Source organism: Bradyrhizobium sp. USDA 4541 (genome assembly GCF_024171085.1).
Classification (GTDB): Bacteria; Pseudomonadota; Alphaproteobacteria; order Rhizobiales; family Xanthobacteraceae; genus Bradyrhizobium; species Bradyrhizobium australafricanum.
In genome coordinates this window covers 3,147,907-3,169,479 of the sequence record NZ_JALJZF010000001.1, presented here as the reverse complement: position 1 = coordinate 3,169,479, position 21,573 = coordinate 3,147,907, and the positions used below count along the sequence as shown (strand labels likewise).

The 21,573-nt window shown below is 64.8% G+C and carries 20 protein-coding genes; 11 read left to right on the top strand and 9 right to left on the bottom strand.

Annotated features, from left to right (window positions below):
- Window positions 1-130: 130 nt before the first annotated feature.
- The 8 genes from J2R80_RS14855 to J2R80_RS14820 all read left to right on the top strand — a co-directional run bounded on the left by J2R80_RS14855 (window position 131) and on the right by J2R80_RS14820 (window position 9,926).
- The gene (locus J2R80_RS14855; RefSeq protein ID WP_253638799.1) at window positions 131-1,468 is read left to right on the top strand and encodes an MFS transporter; all 1,338 of its coding nucleotides are present in this window, start codon (window positions 131-133) and stop codon (window positions 1,466-1,468) included.
- A gap of 126 nt (window positions 1,469-1,594) precedes the next feature.
- Entirely contained in the window at window positions 1,595-2,758 is a 1,164-nt protein-coding gene (locus J2R80_RS14850; RefSeq protein ID WP_057015126.1) for an IS4 family transposase, read from the top strand.
- A gap of 331 nt (window positions 2,759-3,089) precedes the next feature.
- Window positions 3,090-3,995: a LysR substrate-binding domain-containing protein gene (locus tag J2R80_RS14845; RefSeq protein WP_141340767.1), complete on the top strand. Its 906-nt coding sequence runs from the start codon at window positions 3,090-3,092 to the stop codon at window positions 3,993-3,995.
- 126 nt (window positions 3,996-4,121) lie between these two features.
- Window positions 4,122-5,063, top strand: a complete 942-nt coding sequence (gene kdgD, locus J2R80_RS14840) for a 5-dehydro-4-deoxyglucarate dehydratase (RefSeq protein ID WP_076826062.1) — start codon at window positions 4,122-4,124, stop codon at window positions 5,061-5,063.
- 43 nt (window positions 5,064-5,106) lie between these two features.
- Window positions 5,107-6,462: a glucarate dehydratase gene (gene gudD / locus J2R80_RS14835; protein WP_141340747.1), complete on the top strand. Its 1,356-nt coding sequence runs from the start codon at window positions 5,107-5,109 to the stop codon at window positions 6,460-6,462.
- An 18-nt stretch (window positions 6,463-6,480) separates the two neighbouring features.
- Window positions 6,481-7,929 (top strand): aldehyde dehydrogenase family protein, encoded by a 1,449-nt coding sequence (locus J2R80_RS14830; protein WP_141340746.1) that lies wholly within the window; start codon window positions 6,481-6,483, stop codon window positions 7,927-7,929.
- Between the two features lie 188 nt (window positions 7,930-8,117).
- Window positions 8,118-9,659, top strand: a complete 1,542-nt coding sequence (gene garD / locus J2R80_RS14825) for a galactarate dehydratase (RefSeq protein ID WP_253638798.1) — start codon at window positions 8,118-8,120, stop codon at window positions 9,657-9,659.
- A gap of 93 nt (window positions 9,660-9,752) precedes the next feature.
- Complete coding sequence (locus J2R80_RS14820; protein ID WP_309143757.1) at window positions 9,753-9,926, top strand: hypothetical protein; 174 nt, start codon at window positions 9,753-9,755, stop codon at window positions 9,924-9,926.
- A 28-nt stretch (window positions 9,927-9,954) separates the two neighbouring features.
- On the opposite strand, the gene J2R80_RS14815 is transcribed toward J2R80_RS14820, so the two are convergent.
- Window positions 9,955-11,460, bottom strand: coding sequence for a CYTH and CHAD domain-containing protein (locus tag J2R80_RS14815; RefSeq protein WP_141340743.1), 1,506 nt, complete (start codon window positions 11,458-11,460; stop codon window positions 9,955-9,957).
- A 92-nt stretch (window positions 11,461-11,552) separates the two neighbouring features.
- Window positions 11,553-11,810 carry a hypothetical protein gene (locus J2R80_RS14810; RefSeq protein WP_141340742.1) on the bottom strand — a complete coding sequence of 86 codons (258 nt, stop codon included), beginning with the start codon at window positions 11,808-11,810 and terminating at the stop codon, window positions 11,553-11,555.
- Between the two features lie 218 nt (window positions 11,811-12,028).
- Here J2R80_RS14810 and J2R80_RS14805 point away from each other — a divergent pair, with 218 nt between their 5' ends.
- The gene (locus J2R80_RS14805) at window positions 12,029-12,205 is read left to right on the top strand and encodes a hypothetical protein (protein ID WP_168857282.1); all 177 of its coding nucleotides are present in this window, start codon (window positions 12,029-12,031) and stop codon (window positions 12,203-12,205) included.
- Between the two features lie 49 nt (window positions 12,206-12,254).
- Here J2R80_RS14805 and J2R80_RS14800 read toward each other — a convergent pair whose 3' ends face one another.
- Genes J2R80_RS14800 through leuD form a run of 5 tightly spaced genes read right to left on the bottom strand, consistent with a single transcriptional unit; the run spans window position 12,255 to window position 16,795 of the window.
- Window positions 12,255-13,127 carry an ABC transporter permease gene (locus tag J2R80_RS14800; protein WP_141340741.1) on the bottom strand — a complete coding sequence of 291 codons (873 nt, stop codon included), beginning with the start codon at window positions 13,125-13,127 and terminating at the stop codon, window positions 12,255-12,257.
- The gene (locus J2R80_RS14795; RefSeq protein ID WP_141340740.1) at window positions 13,124-13,957 is read right to left on the bottom strand and encodes an ABC transporter ATP-binding protein; all 834 of its coding nucleotides are present in this window, start codon (window positions 13,955-13,957) and stop codon (window positions 13,124-13,126) included. The genes J2R80_RS14800 and J2R80_RS14795 overlap by 4 nt, the downstream gene beginning before the upstream one ends.
- Entirely contained in the window at window positions 13,954-15,015 is a 1,062-nt protein-coding gene (locus tag J2R80_RS14790) for an ABC transporter substrate-binding protein (protein ID WP_141340739.1), read from the bottom strand. The genes J2R80_RS14795 and J2R80_RS14790 overlap by 4 nt, the downstream gene beginning before the upstream one ends.
- Entirely contained in the window at window positions 15,015-16,148 is a 1,134-nt protein-coding gene (gene leuB, locus J2R80_RS14785; RefSeq protein ID WP_141340766.1) for a 3-isopropylmalate dehydrogenase, read from the bottom strand. Before leuB ends, J2R80_RS14790 begins: the two co-directional genes overlap by 1 nt.
- Complete coding sequence (gene leuD / locus J2R80_RS14780; RefSeq protein WP_141340738.1) at window positions 16,145-16,795, bottom strand: 3-isopropylmalate dehydratase small subunit; 651 nt, start codon at window positions 16,793-16,795, stop codon at window positions 16,145-16,147. Before leuD ends, leuB begins: the two co-directional genes overlap by 4 nt.
- 106 nt (window positions 16,796-16,901) lie before the next feature.
- On the opposite strand from leuD, the gene J2R80_RS14775 reads away from it, so the two are divergent.
- Window positions 16,902-17,844 (top strand): IS630 family transposase gene (locus J2R80_RS14775; protein ID WP_141343507.1). Its coding sequence is split into 2 segments (ribosomal slippage): window positions 16,902-17,240 and window positions 17,242-17,844, totalling 942 coding nucleotides; the frame shifts between segments, so codons are not numbered across the junction.
- 22 nt (window positions 17,845-17,866) lie between these two features.
- On the opposite strand, the gene leuC is transcribed toward J2R80_RS14775, so the two are convergent.
- Entirely contained in the window at window positions 17,867-19,270 is a 1,404-nt protein-coding gene (gene leuC / locus J2R80_RS14770; RefSeq protein WP_141340737.1) for a 3-isopropylmalate dehydratase large subunit, read from the bottom strand.
- A gap of 145 nt (window positions 19,271-19,415) precedes the next feature.
- Here leuC and J2R80_RS14765 point away from each other — a divergent pair, with 145 nt between their 5' ends.
- The gene (locus J2R80_RS14765) at window positions 19,416-20,204 is read left to right on the top strand and encodes an IclR family transcriptional regulator (RefSeq protein ID WP_141340736.1); all 789 of its coding nucleotides are present in this window, start codon (window positions 19,416-19,418) and stop codon (window positions 20,202-20,204) included.
- Between the two features lie 244 nt (window positions 20,205-20,448).
- Here the strand turns inward: J2R80_RS14765 and ald are convergent, their stop codons facing one another.
- Window positions 20,449-21,564 carry an alanine dehydrogenase gene (ald, locus tag J2R80_RS14760; protein ID WP_141340735.1) on the bottom strand — a complete coding sequence of 372 codons (1,116 nt, stop codon included), beginning with the start codon at window positions 21,562-21,564 and terminating at the stop codon, window positions 20,449-20,451.
- Window positions 21,565-21,573 lie beyond the last annotated feature (9 nt).

The window sequence follows — 21,573 nt, the reverse complement described above, 5'->3', positions numbered from 1 at the left end:
TAGCGGCGAAGGTGGAATGACACCGGGCCGATCCATTCAAAATCGGTATGGATCAATACCCGTTTCGGCTTGGACCCATTGTCGTCATCTCTCTAGGACAGACCCCGAGGAAATTTTCGAGGAGGCGCTAATGAGCGCAATTGTGTCCGCCGCAGACACGCGGCGATCCCGCGTCCGGCTCTTGACCGTGACGATGTTGTTTCTCGTCACCACCGTGAACTATGCCGATCGCGCCACGCTCTCGATCGCCGGCCCCGCCCTTTCCAAGGAACTGCATCTCGATCCCGTCGCGATGGGCTACGTGTTCTCGGCGTTCGGCTGGTCCTATGTGGTCGCCCAGGTGCCGTGCGGCTGGCTGCTCGACCGCTTCGGCTCCAAATGGGTCTATGCGCTCAGCATCATCGTCTGGTCGATCTTCACCGCGATGCAGGGCCTGGTCGGATTCCTGTCCGCGGGCGCGGCCGTGGTCCTGTTGTTCGCCCTGCGCTTCCTGGTCGGCATCGCCGAGGCGCCGTCATTCCCGGCCAATGCCCGCATCGTCGCCTCCTGGTTCCCCGGCAATGAACGCGGTACCGCCTCGGCCTTCTTCAATTCGGGGCAGTATTTCGCCACCGTGATCTTCGCGCCGCTGATGGGCTGGATCGCCCATGAGTATGGCTGGCGCCATGTGTTCTACGTGATGGGTGCGCTCGGCATCGTCATGGGCATTGCCTGGATCAAGACCATCTACGAGCCGAAGGAGCACCCCGCGATCAACGAGGCCGAGTTCGACTACATCAAGCAGGGCGGCGCGCTGGTCGACATGGACGCGGCGAAGGCCGGCAAGACCCAGGACAGCGGCCCCAGCTGGGACCACATCCGCCAATTGCTCGCCAACCGCATGATGCTCGGCGTCTATATCGGCCAATACTGCATCAACACCCTGACCTATTTCTTCCTGACCTGGTTCCCGGTCTATCTGGTGAAGGAGCGCGGGCTCTCGATCCTGCAGGCCGGCTTCGTCGCGACCTTGCCGGCGCTGTGCGGCTTCATCGGCGGCGTGCTCGGCGGCGTGATCTCGGACTATATCCTGCGCCGCACCGGCTCGCTGACCATGGCGCGCAAGATCCCGATCGTCGGCGGCATGCTGCTGTCGATGTCGATCATCGCCTGCAACTATGTCGACGGCCAGGCACTGGTGGTCGGCTTCATGGCGCTCGCCTTCTTCGGCAAGGGCATCGGCGCGCTCGGCTGGGCGGTCGTCTCCGACACCTCGCCGAAGGAAGCCGGCGGCGTCTCCGGCGGCTTGTTCAACACCTTCGGTAACCTGTCCTCGATCACGACGCCGATCGTCATCGGCTACATTCTGGCCGCCACCGGCTCGTTCAACGGCGCGCTGGTGTTCGTCGGTGCCAACGCGCTGGTCGCGGCGATCGCCTATCTGTTCATCGTCGGCGAGATCAAGCGGGTGCAGCTCAAGGCGGCGTGAGCGCGCTTCACCTCTCCCCGCCTTCCGCAGGGGTGTCCGGGGAATGATTCACTGTGTCGCGGTGCATGCTCGGCAGGACCGAGGCAAATCGGTCTTTTCTGGTTGTCGAGACACAGAGGGCCGAGCATGCGATATCGCGGTAGCATTTTTGGAAGGCTGCTTGAACCGATCAATCGACGGCAGTTTCAGACGGTTGTGGATCGTCTGGACGGGGATGCCTACGACAAGTCGTTCAGGAGCTGGGATCATCTGGTGGCGCTGATCTATGCCCAGCTTAGCGGCAACAGCAGTCTGCGCGGGGTGGTGACTGGCTTCAACGCCAATTCGCAGCATCACTATCACTTGGGAACCGGCAAGCTGTCGCGCTCGACGTTGTCCGATGCCAATGCCCGCCGTCCGATCGGCATTTTCGCGCAAACCTTTGCGGCGCTGTCGGCGATGGCGCGTCGCCAGCTGCGGAGTGAAGGCATGGAGATGGTGCGTCTGATCGACGCCAGTCCGATCCCGCTCGGCAAGGTCTGCAGTTGGGCGACGTGGAACGGCCGCATCCGCGGCATGAAGCTGCATGTCGTCTACGACCCAAGGAGCGATGTCCCGACCTGCGTCGAGATGACGGCCGCGAACGTCAATGACATCGAGATCGGCCGACAGACCCCAATCCAGCCCGCCACCACCTATGTGTTTGACAAGGGCTATTGCCGTTTCGACTGGTGGCAGAAGATCAATGATAGCAAGGCTTTCTTCGTTACCCGGGCGAAGACGAGCATCCGTCTTCGCTCGCTCAGGCATCGCGCCATCCGCAAGCGTAACGGGGATGGCTTCGAAATCCTTGCCGATGACGAGGTGAAGCTCACCAGCAAGGGCGATTCGCGCCTTCCAATCCCGCTCCGCCGCATCAAGATCAGACGCGAGAAAGGCGGCAAGATCACACTCCTGACCAACGACCTTGCCCGTAGCGCCGTCGAGATCGCCGCCCTCTACAAGAGCCGATGGCAAATCGAGCTGCTGTTCCGCTGGATCAAGCAGCATCTCGATATTCGCAAGTTCCTCGGCGCCAACGACAACGCGATCCGCCTTCAGGTGCTCGCTGCGATGATTGCCTACCTGCTGCTGCGCATCGCCGCTCACACCAACTGCATCAAAATGCTCCCGCTCAGGTTCGCCGAACTCGTCGGCCAGCTCCTGCTCACGCGTCGATCCCTCGCTGCCATCGACAAACCTCCGCCCATCAACCCCAGCCGTCGGAAATCAACCATCTCACCTGACCAGATGGAGCTCCGCTATGCCTGAATTTCCCCGGACACCCCTGCGCCTTCCGCGGGGAGAGGTCGAAATTCGCACAGCGAATTTCGGTGAGGGGCGAAGCAACACGTCTCCGCAGAGACAGTCCTTCCGACTCGTTCGGATCGCGCGTGCACATCGAGGCGGCCGTTGCGCAGAGAGAGCCCCTCACCCCAACCCTCTCCCCGTAAGAACGGGGAGAGGGAGCAGAAAACCAAACGGCGGCTTCGGCCGCCGTCTTTGTCTGCTTTTTTGTCTGCTTTTTTGTCTTCTTGGCCAGTGGGAGGCATCGATGCTAGAACGTACAAATCCCCGCGCGATCAATTCCGGGCTTGCATCGATGTTCGACCTGAGCCAGCTCCGCTGCTTTGTCACGGTGGCCGAAGAATTGCACTTCGGCCGCGCCGCGACGCGGCTCAACATGACGCAGCCGCCGCTGAGCCGGCAGATCCAGGTGCTCGAGCACATCATCGACGCGCCGCTGCTGGAACGCACCAGCCGCTCGGTGCGGCTGACGCCGGCGGGACGCAGCTTCCTGCCCGAGGCGCGGCGCATCCTCAAGCTCGCGGAATCCGCCTCGCAGGTTGCCCGCCGCATCGCGCTCGGCAAGACCGGCTCGCTCAAGATCGGCTTCACCGCCGCGGCCGCCTACGGCTTCCTGCCCGACCTGATCGCGGCCTGCCGCTCGCGCCTGCCCGAGGTCGATTTTTCGCTGAAGGAGATGGTCTCCGGCGATCAGTTCGAGGCGCTCACCACCGGGCAGATCGACGCCGGCCTGCTGCGTCCGCCGATCGCGCGGCCGGAATTCGCCAGCCGGCGCGTCGTGGCCGAGCCGCTGCTCGCCGCGATCCCGAAGAAGCATCCGCTGGCCGCGGCCGAGACCGTGAGCATTAAGGATTTCGACGACCAGCCCTTCGTGATGTATTCGCCCTACGAGGCGCGCTACTTCCACGATCTCTTGGTGTCGATGTTCACGCGCGCCGACGTGCTGCCGCGCTATGTGCAGCATCTCAGCCAGATCCATTCGATCCTCGCTATGGTGCGCGCCGGGCTTGGCGTAGCGATCGTGCCGGAAGCGGCCGCCAGCCTGAAGATCGCGGACGTCAAGTTGAAGCCGCTGAAGCTGCGATCGCCCGTGCCGGTCGAGCTGTTCATGGTATGGCGGCGCGATCACGAGAACCAGTTGCTGCCGTCGCTGATCGAGATCGCGACCGAAATCGCAGCGCCGCATCTGCGCGGCGATTGATGCAGAGTTAGCATCGCTCGATACCGCGTTTGGCTTGGACGCGCATCGAACCATTCCCTAGAAATTCCGCCATGGACGCGCGCTGCTCGCGCATCCCGTTCCCAGAAACATTCAAGGAGTGGCGCCATGAGCAAGATGACCCCTCAGGAGATGGCCGCTAGAATCGGTGGCGGCCTCCTGTCCTTCCCCGTGACCCCGTTCAACGCGGACTATTCGTTCGACGAGGCGACCTATCGCGCCAACATGGACTGGCTGTGCGGCTATGACGTCGCCGGCCTGTTCGCCGCCGGCGGCACCGGCGAGTTCTTCTCGCTGACGCCGAGTGAAGTTCCCCACGTCGTGAAGATCGCGGTCGACGAGACCAAGGGCCGCGTTCCCGTGCTGGCCGGCACCGGCTACGGCACCGCGATCGCGCGCGAGATCGCGGTTGGCGCCGAGAAGGCCGGCGCCGACGGCCTGCTGCTGCTGCCGCCCTATCTCACGCATGCCGAGCAGGACGGCCTCGCTGCCCATGTCGAGGCGGTGTGCGCATCGGTTAAGATCGGCGTCATCGTCTACAACCGCGACAATGCGATCCTGCAGCCTGATACGCTGGCGCGCCTCTGCGAGCGCTGCCCGAACCTCGTCGGCTACAAGGACGGCATCGGCGATATCGAGCTGATGACCCGTGTCTACACCCGGCTCGGCGACCGCCTGACTTATATCGGCGGCCTGCCGACCGCGGAGACCTTTGCCCTGCCCTATCTCGACATGGGCGTGACCACCTATTCGTCGGCGGTGTTCAATTTCGTGCCCGAATTCGGCACCGGTTTCTACGCCGCGGTGCGCCGGCGCGATCATCAGACCATCCATGCAGGCCTGAAGGATTTCATCCTGCCGCTGATCGCGATACGCAACCGCAGGAAGGGTTATGCGGTGTCGATTATCAAGGCCGGCATGAAGGTGATCGGCCGCTACTCCGGCCCGGTGCGGCCGCCGCTGACCGATCTTAACGAGCAGGAGATCGGCGAGCTCGCGGCGCTGGTCGCCAAGCTGCCGCAGGCCGCCGCGCAGCAGGCGGCAGAATAAGCCGAACGGCCAGGAAAACTGCAAAGGACGAAGGGAGGGGCAGATGATCCAGGACACGATCCGCACCGGCTTTGCCGGCGCACCTGTTGTCACGGCGATGGAGGTGATCCCGGTCGCCGGCCGCGACGGCATGCTCCTCAATCTGAGCGGCGCGCATGCGCCGTTCTTCACCCGCAACCTCGTTATCCTCACCGACAACTCCGGCCACACCGGCGTCGGCGAGGTGCCGGGCGGCGAGAAGATCAAGAAGACGCTCGAGGACGCAAGCGACCTCGTCGTCGGCCAGACCATCGGCGCCTGCAACAACATCCTAGCCTCGATGCGCCAGGCCTTCGCCGATCGCGACGCCGGCGGCCGTGGCAAGCAGACCTTCGACCTCCGCGTCACCATCCATGCGGTCACCGCAGTGGAATCCGCGCTGCTCGACCTGCTCGGCCAGCATCTCAATCTCCCGGTCGCGGCGCTGCTTGGCGAAGGCCAGCAGCGCGCCAGCGTCGAGACGCTCGGCTATCTCTTCTTCGTCGGCGACCGCAGGAAGACCAACCTGCCTTACGTCGAGGGCGAGACCGGCAAGCCCGACTGGTTCGATCTGCGCCATCAGGTTGCAATGACGCCGGATGCCATCGTGCGCCTCGCCGAAGCGACGCAGGCGCATTACGGCTTTGCCGATTTCAAGCTCAAGGGTGGCGTGCTCAGGGGCGAAGAGGAGATCGAGGCCGTCACCGCAATTGCAAAACGCTTCCCGAAGGCGCGCGTCACGCTCGACCCGAACGGCGCCTGGTCGCTCGACGAGGCGATCCGGCTGTGCAGCAACATGCATGGCGTGCTCGCCTATGCCGAGGATCCCTGCGGCGCCGAGGCCGGCTTCTCCGGTCGTGAGATCATGGCCGAGTTCCGCCGCGCCACCGGGCTGCCGACCGCGACCAACATGATCGCGACCGACTGGCGCCAGCTCGCGCACGCACTGCGGCTCGGCGCAGTCGACATTCCGCTCGCCGATCCGCATTTCTGGACCATGCAAGGCTCGGTGCGGGTGGCACAGACCTGCCGCGACAACGGCCTGACCTGGGGCTCGCACTCCAACAACCATTTCGATATTTCGCTGGCGATGTTCACCCATGTCGGAGCCGCCGCGCCCGGCAAGGTGACCGCGATCGACACCCACTGGATCTGGCAGGACGGCCAGGCGTTGACGCGCCAGCCGCTGCAGATCAAGGGCGGCAAGATCGCTATTCCGGATCGGCCGGGCCTTGGCATCGAGCTCGATCGCGGTGCCATCGAGGCCGCGAACGCGCTATACAAGCAGCATGGTCTCGGCGCCCGCGACGACGCGCTGGCCATGCAGTTCCTGATCCAGGGGTGGACCTTCGACGACAAGCGTCCCTGCCTCGTGCGCTAAACAAGAAAGGTTGGAAACATGACCGCTCACCAGAAGAACTTCATCGCCGGCGAATGGGTCGACGGAACAGGCATCACGCGGGACATCAACCCCTCCAACACCGGCGATGTCGTCGGCGAATACGCCAAGGCCGACAAGGCGCAGACCGAAAAGGCGATCGCCGCGGCGAAGGCCGCCTTCCCGGCCTGGGCGCGCTCGACGCCGCAGGAGCGCTTCGATGCGCTGACCAGGATCTCGGTCGAAATCCTCGCCCGCAAGGAAGAGCTCGGCCGCCTGCTCGCCCGCGAGGAGGGCAAGACGCTGCCGGAAGGCATCGGCGAGGTGGCGCGCGCCGGGCAGATCTTTGCGTTCTTTGCCGGCGAAGCGCTGCGGCTAATGGGCGAGAAGGGCGCATCGGTGCGCCCCGGCCTCGACGTCGAGATCACCCGCGAGCCGGTCGGCGTTGTCGGCATGATCACGCCGTGGAATTTCCCGATCGCGATCCCGGCGTGGAAGATCGCGCCGGCGCTGTGTTACGGCAACGCCGTGGTGTTCAAGCCGGCCGAGCTGGTGCCGGGCTCCGCCCATGCGCTGTCCGAGATCATTGCGCGTTCCGGCATTCCGGCGGGGGTCTTCAATCTCGTGGTCGGCTCGGGCTCGGTGGTCGGCCAGACCCTGCTCGATCATCCCGATGTCGCCGCGATCTCCTTCACCGGCTCGGTGCAGACCGGCCGCAAGATCGCTCAGGCCTGCGTGCTCTCCAACCCCATGAAGAAGTTCCAGCTCGAGATGGGCGGCAAGAACCCGCTGGTCGTGCTCGACGACGCCGACGTGAAGGTCGCGGTCGAGGTCGCCGTCAACGGCGCCTATTACTCGACCGGCCAGCGCTGCACGGCGTCCTCGCGCCTGATCGTCACCGCGGGAATTCACGACCGCTTCGTCGCCGCGATGACCGAGCGCATGAAGGGACTTTCGGTGGACGACGCGCTGAAGAGCGGCGTACATGTCGGCCCGGTCGTCGACCAGAGCCAGCTCGACCAGGACCTGCGCTACATCAAGATCGGTCAGGATGAAGGCGCCCGCCTGCACTGGGGCGGCGAATTGTTGAACCGCGAGACGCCCGGCTTCTATCTGCAGCCGGCGCTGTTCACCGAGGCGACCAACCAGATGCGGATCGCCCGCGAGGAGATCTTTGGTCCGGTCGCCTGCGTGATCCGCGCCAAGGATTATGAAGAGGCGCTGGCGATCTCCAACGACACCGAGTTCGGCCTTGCCTCGGGCATCTGCACGTCAAGCCTGAAATACGCCTCGCACTACAAGCGCAACAGCGAGGCCGGCATGGTGATGGTCAACCTGCCGACCGCCGGCGTCGACTACCACGTCCCGTTCGGCGGCCGCAAAGGCTCAAGCTACGGCGCACGCGAACAGGGTGCCTATGCCCGCGAGTTCTACACCACGGTGAAGACGGCTTACACGTTCCCGGGCTGAAGCAGTTGAAACAGAGTGCAGCCGCGTAAGACGCTGCACCCCCTCTCCCGCTTGCGGGGGAGAATTGGGGTGGGGGCTCTCCCCGCGAGTCATGCTGTGGAGAGACCCCCACCCGGATCGCATCATTCGATGCGATCCGACCTCCCCCGCAAGCGGGAGAGGTGAAGTGAAGCCAGGAGGAATACGGCATGGACCAGTCGATCGGCGCCCAGGAGCAGCCCCGCTACATCAAGCTCAACGAGCGCGACAATGTCGCGATCGTCGTGAATGATTTTGGCCTGCCGGCCGGCTCCCGCTTCGCCTCGGGCCTGACGCTGCGCGCTTTCGTGCCGCAAGGCCACAAGACCGCGCTGGAAGACATCGCCGAGGGCGCCCCGATCATCCGCTATGGCGAAGTGATCGGCACGGCGCTGTCGCCGATCCTGGCCGGTGAGTGGGTCGACGAGGCCCGTATCCGCATGCCCGAGGCGCCACCGCTCGATCAGCTCGAGATCGCGACCGCGGTGCCGCCCGCGCTGCCGCCGCTCGAAGGCTTCACCTTCGAGGGCTATCGCAATCCCGACGGCTCGGTCGGCACCAAGAACATCCTCGGCATCTCCTCCTCCGTGCAATGCGTCAAGGGCACGATGGAATATGCCGTGAAGCGCATCCGCGCCGAGCTCTTGCCGAAATATCCCAATGTCGACGACGTCGTGCCGTTGACGCACGCCTATGGCTGCGGCGTCGCGATCACCGCACCCGACGCCGTGGTGCCGATCCGCACCCTGCAGAATCTCGCGCTCAATCCGAACTTCGGCGGCGAGATCCTCGTCGTCGGCCTCGGCTGCGAGAAGCTCGCGCCGGAACGGCTGGTGCCGGAGGGCGTCGGCGATGCCATCGTGCGGATGCAGGACGAAGCGTTTGACGGCTTCGGCGCCATCGTCGACGCCATCATGACCCAGGCCGAGGCCCGGCTGAAGGTGCTCAACGCCCGCAAGCGCGAGATCTGCCCGGCCGCCGATCTTGTGATCGGCCTGCAATGCGGCGGCAGCGACGCGTTCTCCGGCGTCACCGCGAACCCCGCGGTGGGCTTTGCCGCCGACCTGCTGGTGCGCGCCGGCGCGACCGTGATGTTTTCGGAAGTCACCGAGGTGCCTGACGCGATCCAGCTTCTAACCCGCCGCGCCGTCAACGAGGATGTCGGCCGCGCGCTGATCCGCGAGATGGAATGGTATGACGCCTATCTCGCCCGCGGCGGCGCCGACCGCAGCGCCAACACCACGCCGGGCAACAAGAAGGGCGGCCTTGCCAACATCGTCGAAAAGTCGCTCGGCTCGATCGTCAAGTCCGGCTCCGGCCCGATCGCGGGCGTACTGTCGCCGGGCGAGAAGGCGCGGCAGAAGGGCATGCTGTTTGCGGCGACGCCGGCGAGCGACTTCATCTGCGGCACGCTGCAGCTCGCCTCCGGCATGACCTTGCAGGTGTTCACCACCGGCCGCGGCACGCCGTATGGCCTGGCCGCCGCGCCTGTCATCAAGGTCGCGACCCGCAGCGAGCTGGCACGGCGCTGGAAGGACCTGATCGATTTCGACGCCGGCTGCATCGCCACCGGCGAGAAGACCATCGAGGAAACCGGCTGGGACCTGTTCCGCCTGATCCTCGACGTCGCGAGCGGGCGCACCAAGCCATGGTCGGACCGCTGGGGCATCCACAACGATCTGACGCTGTTCAACCCGGCGCCGGTGACCTGAGCAACCGTGCCTCCTTAACCACCCGTTAGCCACGTCCTGATCGGCCGGGGAACGTCGCAATTCGATTCAAATTGTCTGGGCATGGAGGCACACATGACCCGGGCAACCGATGATCTCAGAGATCAGGCCGACCGCGCCGAGCGGCTGGCACGCACTGACATCGACTCGTTGACCGTCGAGCGCCTGCGTGCCTACGCGGAGGAATGTCGCAACCAGATCGCTGCGGCCGAGCGGGAGAGGCAATCGGGGGCATCACCAGCGGGATAGATGTCCGGAGTTCGCCACCACACGCTCGTCAAAATTTCTCGAGTCCTCGCACTTCCCTGGCGGCGACCTTGATCAGCGGCTTGACCGCCTGTTCCTCTCGGCCAAGCACAACGCCCGAGGCGAAGGCGCTGGCGCGCTCCTTCCGATGCGGGGACTTCAGCGTCGCATCGACCGCCAGCTTGCGGTGCGCGACAAAATCGTTGAGCGAGCCAAGCGCATCCTGGACCCGCTTCAGGTGCCTGGACAGCCGCGCGAGTTGCTTGCGCTCACCCTTGCGCGGAAACAGGCTTTCGAAGAAGTCGATCGCGTATCTGAGCTTCTTGGCCCTGATGCGCACCTTGTGCCGCTCCTGGGCCGACAGCTCGTCGAGACGCCGGCCATCCTTGCGCAGCTTCCTGATGCGGCGATGCAGCAGCGCGGCGGCGAATTCCTCGATCGGACCGCCTTCATCCTCCGCGGCAACGGTCTGCTTTGCCTCGATCCATTGCAACGTATCGATCAGCATGGACCGATAGCGCTGCGAATTGACCGCGTGCCTCGCGCCGGCAAATGCGCGATCACGGCGGCCGGAAAATTCCTGCCGGATCGCTTTTCCGCCGCGCCGCAGCAGCGCGTCATGCGATGCTGGCTCGATATCTTCCTTGACGAACACGTCAAGCTCGCGCGCCGGGGCGAGCGCATTGGTGAGCCACTTCAGCTGCGTCTTGATGTCTTCCGTCGGGGCCACGGTCAGGATCTTCGAGAACAGCGAGATCGCGGCGCGCAGCCGCCGCAACCCAACCCGCATTTGGTGAATGCCTTCCGCCTCGCCCTCGCGGACGGCCTCGGCATTCGACGAGAGGTGACGAAGCGCGGCGCGCGCGATCACCCGGAACGCCGCGCCGGCGGTAAGTCCGGCGTCGAGCACGATGCTCCCGGCGGAGACGACGACATGCTCCTCGCCATCGGCAAGTTCATAGCCGTGTTCGGCTTTCGAGCGCAGATCGAGCTCCGCTGCCGCCTTCCGCTCCAGCGCCCTTGCGACCCGGAACAGGTCGAGCGGGCGGCCGCTCTTGAGTTCGAGTTCGACCTCGTCGATTCGGCGCGAACGGTGCCCGGCCGTGGTGTAGCCGCGATCGATCGCGAGTTCGATCTCGCTGCGTTTGGTCCGCAGCGGCACGGTGATACGCCGCACTGACGTCTCGAATACCGGTTTCAGCTTGCGACGCAGCCTGCCAGACGTGAGTCCTTCAAGCGGCGTACCTTTGGCCTTGTCGAGGTTGAGGTTTCCGTCCGCTAGGTCAGTCTCCCATTCGCCCCGTTCAAACTGCGGACCCGCTCCCGACTTGATAGTCTGAACATAGTTGCCGCCATCCCGCCGCACGCGCAACGTCAGTCCGTGCCGCTTGAGCTTGTGCTTCGCGGTGTCGAAATAGGTCGAGACGAGATCGCTCTCGGATGGTGCACCGCTCTTGCTGCCGGCGACCAGCGGTTTCTTCAGTCCCTTGAGCTTGCGCGCGGGAACGTGGAATTTGAGCTCCGTCTCGGCCGCCATCGTCGCTCCATGCCTGGGGCACCAAGCAAACGTCCGCCGTGACGAGGTCAGCGACGGACGTTCATGCTCACACAAGATCGCCTGAGTTGGCGTCAATCGTCGTCGTTATGGATGACGGTCTTGCTGCGATTGCCGAATTCGTCCCGCTTCTTGATGACCGTGGTCCGGTCATGGCGCGGCTCACGCTCCTTGATCACCGTGGTGCGATCACGATCGCGATCGCGATATTCGGGTGCCCGGCCAACCGTTACGCCTGCGCCGACGGGACCTGCGCGGACACCGATATCATCGGCGAACACAGGCGATGCGATCGCGGTCACCATGGCCGCGGTTAGCAGATACGTCCTCATGCCGTCTCTCCTCCTCCAGTTGCGACGTGAAGGAGGAACGTCGAGTGCGACGCACCGTTCCTGTATCGACCGTGCTGCAATTGCTCACGCTCAGTTGCGAAATATCGCACCGGGAACTCGCTGAACAGGCATTCATCTGTGTGGCGAAATACCCATGTTCCACGCGTTGAATAGCCTGAATTGATGTCCCACGTCCTTAACTAATAGGAGGACGTTCCATGAAACAGTCACAGCACTTCCGCGATAATGCGGAGAACTGCGCGCAACTTGCCGAGCGTGCCGACGACGGGCCGACCTACAATCGCTTCAAGCGAATGGAAGCGGCTTGGCGCGCGCTGGCAAAGGAACAGGACTGGCTCGACGGCGAGACCTCGCCATCGGAAAATGCAGCCTAGATCCGGGCCAGCCGTGGCGGCAAATGCGACGTCGCCACGGCCCCGCGGCCTATTCGGCGCTGCGTTGCCGCTGCCAGCGCAACAGATAGGCCTGCAGCCGCCAGATGATCGCCGACAGCACCACACCGACCAGCATCAGCACCACGACAGCAACCATCATGCCCGAGGCCTCGCCGCGCGCCTCCGATTCGATGATGAGGCGACCGATGCCGCGCTCGGCGCCGATGAACTCGCCGACGATCACGCCGATCAGCGCGAAGGAGATCGCAGGCGTCAGCGAAGCGAACACCCAGGCCATCGTCGAGGGGATCACCACCGTCCGGGTGATCTGCCATTCGCTGGCGCCGAGCAGCCGCGCGGCGTTGGCGAAGCCTTCGTCGATCGAGCGCGCGCCCTCGAAAGTGTTGAAGAACACCAGGAACACGACGACGATCCAGGACGTCACGATCTTCGACATGTCGCCGATCCCGAATGCTAGCACGATGATCGGCGCCAGCGCGATCCGCGGGATCGAGTTCACCGCGGTGATGAAGGGCTGAAAGATCGCGCTCAGGCGGTCGGATCGTCCCAGGATCAGCCCCGCGATGAAGCCGCTGACAACGCCGGTGACGAAGCCGAAGAAAGTGTTCTTCAGGGTGATGGCGGTCGCGGCCCAGAGGTTGTTCTCGTTGCGCGCCAGGCACTTTCCGAAGTCGCCGTTGAACCAGCTGTTGAAGGCGCCGAGCTTCGAGGTCAGGCAGCTCTGGATCAGGAAGTTGTCGAAGATCATCGACGGCTTCGAGATGAAGTAGGGATCGAGCAGGTCGGGCACCAGCCAGGGCAGTTTGGTGCGGAGGTCGTAGCCCCATTGCCAGACCGACAGCACGACTGCGCAGATCAGGACCTGCCAGCCGACCGTGCCGAGCGTGCCGTACCTCTTCATATGCTGCGGCCCCTGACGAATTCCTCGCCCAGCGAATGCCAGATGTGCTGGAACAGCTCGGCATAATGCGGGGTTTCGCGCACCTTCACCGCATCGCGCGGGCGGTCGAAATCGACCTCGAACATGTCCTTGATCCGGCCCGGCCGCGCCGAGAACAGGATGATGCGGTCGGCCAATGTCAACGCCTCGCCGAGATCGTGGGTCACGAACAGCACGGTCTGCTGCTCGCGCTCCCAGATCCGGAGCAGCACCTCGTGCATGTCGATCTTGGTGTGGGTGTCGAGCGCGCCGAACGGCTCGTCCATCAGGAGAATCTGCGGCTCGACGATCAGCGTCCGCATCAGCGCCGCGCGCTGGCGCATGCCGCCCGACAGCGCCGACGGATAGGCGTTCTCGAATCCCTTCAGGCCGGCTTGCGCGACGCATTCGGCGATGCGCTCCTTCCGTTCGTGAGCCGGCACGCCTGATAGCTCCAGCCCGTAGCCGATATTGTCGCCGACGGTCCGCCACGGAAACAGCGTGTCGCGCTGGAACACGTAGCCGACGTTGGGCGTCGCCTTGCCGGCGACGACGCGCTTGCCGTCGATCAGGATCTCGCCGCCGGTCGGGCGGATCAGCGAGGCGATCATGTTGAGCACGGTGCTCTTGCCGGAGCCCGACGGCCCGAGCAGCGCGACGAACTCGCCGCGGCGGACGTCGAAGGTCACGTCGCGCACGGCCTCGATCGTGGTTTTGGCGAGCTGGAACGACTTGCTCAGGCCCTTGACCTCGACGCGGCGATCGGCCGAGGCGCGCGGCGATACGGTTGCGCTTGTCTCGAGCGCGCTCAACCCGGATAGGCCTTTCGCGCCGCTTCGATCAGGTTGGAATTGACCACGTCGGCGATCTTGAGCGGCTTGATGCCGGTCATCTCGCGAAACCAGACCTTCTCGCCGCGAGCGAAGCTCGCGGCGTCGATCGAGCCCTCATAGTCCGCGACCTTCTGGATCGACGTAATCTCCAGCAGATTGGCCTCTCGCGAGGTGCTGCCGACATAGGGCTCGATGGCGTCGTAGACCTCGGTCGGCTTGTGGGTCTTGATCCACTGCGAGGCCCGCCACAGCGCGGTGACGTAGGCCTGCATCTTGGCGGGGTCCTTGTCGATGGTGGCTTGCAGCGTGAAATGCGCCGTGACCGGCACCTTGCCGCCGATATGCTTGTTCCAGATCGCCTCGTCGGTGCCATCGAACAGCAATTCGCCCCAGCCCTGCTGCTGTGCCTCGTTCAACAGCGACAGCGAGCTGACGAGGATATCGACCTGCTTCGACTTCAGCGATCCCAGCATGGTGTCGACATTGCCGGTGCCGATCCAGGTCACCTTGTCGTCAAGCCCCATGGTTTCCATATAGTAGGACGACCAGACATGGTTGGTGCCGCCGAGCGAGGAGACCGAGACGATCGGCTTGCGGCCATCGGGCCGCTTCCATTGCGTGAACGCCTCCAGCGAGTTGATGCCCTGGTCCTTCAGGTCCTTGCGGATAATGAACATCACCGAGTTCGATCGCGTGTCGACCGGCAACAGCACGCGCGCGGCGCGGCCGTGATTGGTCAGCTGCATCGGATGGGTGACGTCGCCGATGCCGATATCGCCCTGCGACGAGGCTATGATCTCGCGGGTCTTCACGCCGCTGCCGCCCTGCACCAGCTTGCAGTCGAGCCCGGCCTCCTTGAAGTAGCCTATACGGTCGGCGACGAACTGCGTCTGATAGACTGGCACCGCGACCGGATAGATCGCGCGGCCCGCGGCCGCCTGCGCCCACGCACGCCCGGTCGCCAGCGCGGCGCCGCCGGCGGCGATGACCGTCAGCGCCGATCGCCTTGAAATGTGGGGCATGGTGAGGCGCGCCATCACGCGTGCTCCTTGGCCGAGATCCTGTCGAGTGCGCCGAGCACCGCATCGCCCATCTGGACAGTCGACAGCTTTTTCGCCCCGGCCTCGGCGATATCGGCCGTGCGGGCGCCGGAGGCCAGCGCGGCCTGCACCGCCTTCTCGAGCAGGTCGGCGTCCTCCGGCCGGTTCAGCGTCAGGCGCAGCAGCATCGCGACACTCAGGATCGAACCGAGCGGATTGGCGATGCCCTTGCCCGCGATGTCGGGCGCGCTGCCATGCACCGGCTCATAGAGCGCCTTGCGCCGGCCGAAGCGATCGACCGGGCCGAGCGAGGCCGACGGCAGCATGCCGAGCGAGCCCGAAGCCATCGCCGCGCAGTCCGACAGGATGTCGCCGAAGATGTTGCCGGTCACCATCACGTCGAACTGCCGCGGCTCGCGCACGATCTGCATCGCGGCGTTGTCGACATAGAGATGGGTCAGCTCGACATCGGAGAACTCCTCCTTGTGCAGCTTGATCACCTCCTCGCGCCAGACCACACTGGTCTCCAGCACATTGGCCTTGTCGACCGAGCAGACCTTGTTGCGCCGGGTCCGCGCCAGCTCGAAGGCCGAGCGCGCCACGCGGCGGATCTGGTTCGTGGTGTATTGCTCGGTGTTGAAGCCGCGGCGCTGGCCGTCGTGCAGCGTCTCGATGCCGCGCGGCTCGCCGAAATAGATGCCGCTGGTCAATTCGCGGATGATGACGAAATCGACGCCGTCGAGCACCTCGGCCTTGAGTGGCGCGGAGGCCGACAGGGCCGGGCTCGCCACGATCGGCCGCAGATTGGCATAGAGATCGTATTTGCTGCGCAGGCCGAGCAGACTGCCGGCCTTGCGTGCCGCGGCCGGCACTTCGGTGGTCTCCGGCCCGCCGGTCGCACCCCACAGGATCGCATCGGCCTCGTCCATCGCCTCGGCGGTGTCCTCGGGCAGCACCTTGCCGGTCGCCAGATACGGGATCAGGCCGTATTGCGCCTCGCGCAGCGTCATCGGAACGCCGCGCTTCGCCGCGAACCAGTCGAGCACGCGGCGCGACTGCGCGGTGACCTCGGGGCCGATGCCCTCGCCGCCGACGACGGCGACCTTGACCATATTGGATTGCGTGCTCATGCCGGTGTCCTTGAAGCGGGTGTCGTTGTCGAATGAATCCATGGCCGCGCCGCGCGGTCGGAGGCCTGGAAGGCGCGGATCTCGTCGTCGCGCTGCAGCGTCAGCGCCACCTCGTCGAGCCCCTTCAATAGCCCCTCGCGCCGCCGCGGATCGATCTCGAACGAATGCCGCGCGCCCGACGGCGAGACGACGGTCTGGGCCTCGAGGTCGATCGAGACCTTGCCCGCGCCCTGCGTCGCCTCGATGTCGGCGGCAAGCTGATCGACCACCGCCTTGTCGACGATGACGGGCAGGATTCCGTTCTGGAAGCAGTTGGCGAAGAAGATGTCGCCGAAGCCGGAGCCGATGATGGCGCGGATGCCGCGCTCCTGCAGCGACCACACCGCGCCCTCGCGCGAGGAGCCGCAGCCGAAATTCGGCCCGGTCACCAAAATCTCCGCCTCGCGGTACGGCTCGCGGTTCAGGATGAACTCCGGATTCTCCGAGCCGTCGGGCAGATAGCGCAGCGAGCCGAACGCCCATTTACCGAGCGTGCCGCGGATCGAATTGCCCACCAGCCGCTCGATGCGGATGATGACGTCGGTATCGATATTGCCGCGCATGATCGGCGCGGCGGTTGCGGTGAGCTTGTCGAACGGCTTTGGCATGCTCTAGAGCGGTTTCCAGTTGAGGTGAATCGGAACAGTCAAAGGGGATTCCCACGGGCACGCAAATCAGATTCGGTGTTGCCCGCGACAACATGCGGGGCATGCGATGGCGAAGGGATACTCCAAGGACCTCAGGGTGCGTGCGGTTGAGCTTGTTGAGTCCGGCGAAAGCGCACGTGAGGCTGCGCGCATTCTCAATCTCGGCGCTTCGACTACGATCCGATGGATGGATCGTTGGAGGAAGACCGGAAACGTTGAGGCCAAGCCCGGCACCGGGCACAGCCGCTCGCCGTTGGAGCAGCACAAGCAGTGGCTGATCGAGCTGATCGCCGCGGAGCCGGACCTGACGCTCGAGGAGATCCGCGCGCGTCTGCGCTCTCAGAGAAAGCAAAAGGCCGGCATCGGTTCGATCTGGCGTTTCTTCGACCGTCACAGCATCACCTTCAAAAAAAACACTGCACGCCGCCGAGCAGGATCGACCTGACGTCGCTGCCGAGCGTGCCGCGCTGAAAGCCGAGCAGCCCAAGCTGCGTGCACCGCGCCTCATCTTTATCGACGAGACTGCGGTCACGACGAAGATGGTCCGGCACTATGGGCGCTCTCCTCGCGGTGAGCGCCTCGTCTCTGGCGTGCCCCATGGTCACTGGAAGACGCTGACGCTTGTCGCCGCGCTGCGCATCGATGGCCTCACGGCGCCCTATGTCATCGACGGTGCAATGGATGGGCCCTCGTTCCTGGCTTATGTCGAGCAAGTCCTGGCACCGACCTTGCGCAAGGGCGACATCGTCTTCATGGACAACTTGCGCACTCACAAGATCGCCGGTGTCCGCGAGGCGATCGAGGCTGTCGGCGCCCGCGTGCGTTATCTGCCGGCCTACTCGCCCGACCTCAATCCAATCGAACAGGCCTTCTCCCGGTTGAAAGCTGCGCTGCGCAAAGGCGCCACCCGCACGGTCCAAGCCCTGCTCAAACTCATCGGCAAACTCGTCAAGTCGTTTGCGCCGCAGATGTGTGCCAACTACTTTAGGCATGCTGGATACACCAGATGATCCACATCATGTGGAAAATGCTCTAGCGTCCCATCATCCTGACATCGGCGATCGCGCCGGCAATCGCGGATGCCGCGGCGCTCGCGGGGCTCGCCAGATGCGTCCGCGCGCGCGGCCCCTGCCGGCCGACGAAATTGCGGTTCGAGGTCGAGACCGAGCGCTGCCCGGGCGCCACCACCTCGCCATTAGCGGCCAGGCACATCGAGCAGCCCGGCTCGCGCCACTCGAAGCCGGCGTCGATAAAGATCTTGTCGAGCCCTTCGGCGACCGCCTCGCGCTTGACGTTCTCGGAACCCGGCACCACCCAGGCGCGGACCCCGGCCGCGACCTTGCGGCCGCGCGCGACCTCGGCCGCGGCGCGCAGATCGCTGAGCCGGCTGTTGGTGCAGGAGCCGATGAACACCCAATCGACCGGCGTGCCCGCGATCGGCGCCCCGCCTTGCAGGCCCATATACTCGAGCGCAGTCTCGATCGCGGCGCGCCGCAAGGGATCGTCGACCGCCTTCGGGTCGGGAATCACGCCGTCGACGCCGACGACGTGCTCGGGGCTGATGCCCCAGGTCACCTGCGGGATGATCTTCTCGACATCGATCACGACCTCGCGGTCGAACACCGCGTCGGGATCGCTCGGCAGTTCGCGCCACGCTTTCACCGCGAGATCCCACATCTCGCCTTGCGGCGCATAGGGACGGCCGCGGAGGAATTCGAACGTCTTCTCGTCCGGTGCCACCATTCCCATCTTGGCGCCGAGCTCGATCGAGAGGTTGCAGATCGTGAGCCGGCCCTCGATCGGCAGCGCGCGGATCGCACTGCCGGCATATTCGACCGCATAGCCGGTGCCGCCGGCGGCGCCGATATGGCCGATCAGCGCCAGGATCATGTCCTTGGCGGTGACGCCGAGCGGCAGCTTACCCTCGAAGCGCGCGCGCATCGTCTTCGGGCGGCGCTGGATCAGCGCCTGCGTCGCCAGCACATGGGTGAGCTCGCTCGACCCGATGCCGAAGGCGAGCGCCCCCAAGCCGCCATGGGTGCAGGTGTGGCTGTCGCCGCAGACGATGGTCGCGCCCGGCAGGCTCAGGCCGAGCTCCGGACCGATGACGTGGACGATGCCCTGGCCGGGCTGATCGACGTCGAACAGCGTGATGCCGCTCGCCGAGGTCTCGACCCGCAGCGCCGCCAGCAATTCCAGTCCGATCTTGCTGGTTCCGGCGCGGCCCGGCGCCGTCGACAGCGCGTGATCCGGCGTTGCAAAGGTCAGTTCGGGATTGTGGACATTGAGGCCCCGGCTCTTGAGATCGAGCAGGCCGCGCGAGCCGCCGAGATCGTGCAGCAGATGGCGGTCGATATGAAGGAGGTCTGTGTCTTCGCTGAGGCGAGCAATGACATGCTGGTCCCAGATCTTCTCGAGCAAACTTCGGCCGGGCATCCGCCTTCCCCTGCTCTGTGCGTTTCCATGCGGCTTGATCTTATTGGCGCCAATCTGGGCCAAAGTTGTCGTCAAGTGAAGCAGTTTTGCCCTAACATCACATATGTGATGGAGGTGCGGTACTTGACCCACCGAGGAGCCAGCCATGCCGAATCCGAATAAGACGGCCATCGTCAAATCGGCCATGCGGACGTTTGCAGTTCTGGAGTTCTTTCGGAAAACAAAGCGGGCTGCTTCCGTGACCGAAATATCGTCCGCGCTGGAGATGCCCCAGTCGAGCACGTCAGTGTTGCTTCGATGTCTCGTTGAATTGAACTACCTGGAATACGAGCGAAAGACCCGGCTCTTCATCCCGAGCTACCGGGTCAATTTGCTGGGTGACTGGATCCGTCGTTCCCCGTTCCGTGATACCAAGCTCACCGATCTGATGGAGGAACTCTGGACCGCGACGGGCGGCGAAACCGTTATGCTCGGACAACAGGCCGGCGCCGCCGGGATGCAATATCTGCACGTTGTCCCCGGCGGCTCTCAGCTTCAGTACACGGCACAAGCCGGCCAAATACGACCGATGGTGCGGACCGCGCTCGGACATGTGCTGCTGAGCCAAATGCCGAACACCAAAATTCGCGGCATTATCCGGCGCAACAATGCCGAGGAGCCGAGTCAGTCGGCGCGCGTTCGCGAATCCGCCTTTCTCGAAGAGGTCGAGCGCATTCGCCGCCGCGGCTTTTCCGAGACAGGCGGCCGCACGACGCCAGGCGCAAACACAATAGGCATGCTCGTTCCCCTGCCAAAGCGACGCGCTCCGCTGGCTATCGGCATCGGCGGCCCCATCGAACGTATCGCGGCAAAGCGCGCGCGCATCATTGAAGTCATGCAGAGCCGGCTGAAGGAATTGACAGATGAAGCCGGGCCAAAATTCGTTGAGAAATGACCTCTTGGGACGCATAACGCGTCGTGCGGATGACGGAGCCGTAGCCCGGATGAAGCGAAGCATTCGGACTAAATATCTGTCTTCTCCTCCCCCCTGAGGGGGAAGGTCGGGATGGGGGTCAGCCGCAGGCGACGCTCTATGTGGAGAGAGTTGATCCCCACCCGCTTTGCTCTGGCGAGCAAAGCGACCTCCCCTTTTGAAGGGGAGGTTGGGACCCGCGCTGCAGTTAGATCTTTCGAATTTCCTACGACGCCAGCGCTTCTTCCGGCATCACGGCCGACAGATGCTGGCTTTCGGCGACGGCGCGGTTGGTGATGCGGCCGCGATGCACGTTGAGGCCGGCGCGCAGATGCGGATCCTCGACCAGCGCGCGCAGCCCCTTCGATGCCAGCGCCAGCCCGAACGGTAGCGTGGCGTGGTTGAGCGCGTGGCTCGAGGTGACCGGCACCGCGCCCGGCATGTTGGCGACGCAATAATGCACGATGTCATCAACGAGGTAAGTCGGCGCCTGATGCGTGGTCGGCTTCGAGGTCTCGAAGCAGCCGCCCTGGTCGATCGCGACGTCGACCAGCACCGCGCGGCGTTTCATGCCTGCAAGCTGCGCGCGCGACACCAGCTTTGGCGCGCTGGCGCCCGGCACCAGCACCGCGCCGATCACAACATCAGCCGCGAAGACCTCCTGCTCGATCGCTTCCAGCGTGGCGTAACGGGTGCGGACGCGGCCGAGGAAGAGGTCGTCGAGCGCGCGCAGCCGCGGCAACGAGCGGTCGAGAATGGTGACTTCGCTGCCAAGGCCTGCCGCCATCCGCGCCGCATGGGTGCCGACCACGCCGCCACCGATGATCGCAACCCGCGCCGGCGGAACGCCGGGCACGCCACCGAGCAGCTTGCCCATGCCGTCGGCGGATTTGCGCAGCGCGGCGCCCGCGGCCTCGATCGCGAGCCGGCCGGCGACTTCGCTCATCGGCGCGAGCAGCGGCAGTCCACCTTGTGCGTCGGTCACCGTCTCATAGGCCACCGCCGTGCAGCCGGAGGCGATCAGACCCGCGGTCTGCGGCACATCGGGCGCGAGATGCAGATAGGTGAAGAGGATCTGTCCCTCGCGCAGCCTGATCCATTCGGACGGCTGCGGCTCCTTCACTTTCACGATCATCTCGGCGACGGAAAACACCTCTTCGGCGGTATCGGCGATCCGCGCGCCGGCCTGCGTGTAGACGTCGTCGCCGGCACCGATGCCGTCACCGGCGCCGCGCTGGACCACGACCTCGTGGCCGTGCGCCACATATTCCCGCACCGAGTCAGGCGTCAGCCCGACCCGATACTCCTCGACCTTGATTTCCTTGGGCACGCCGATGCGCATGGTCCGCTC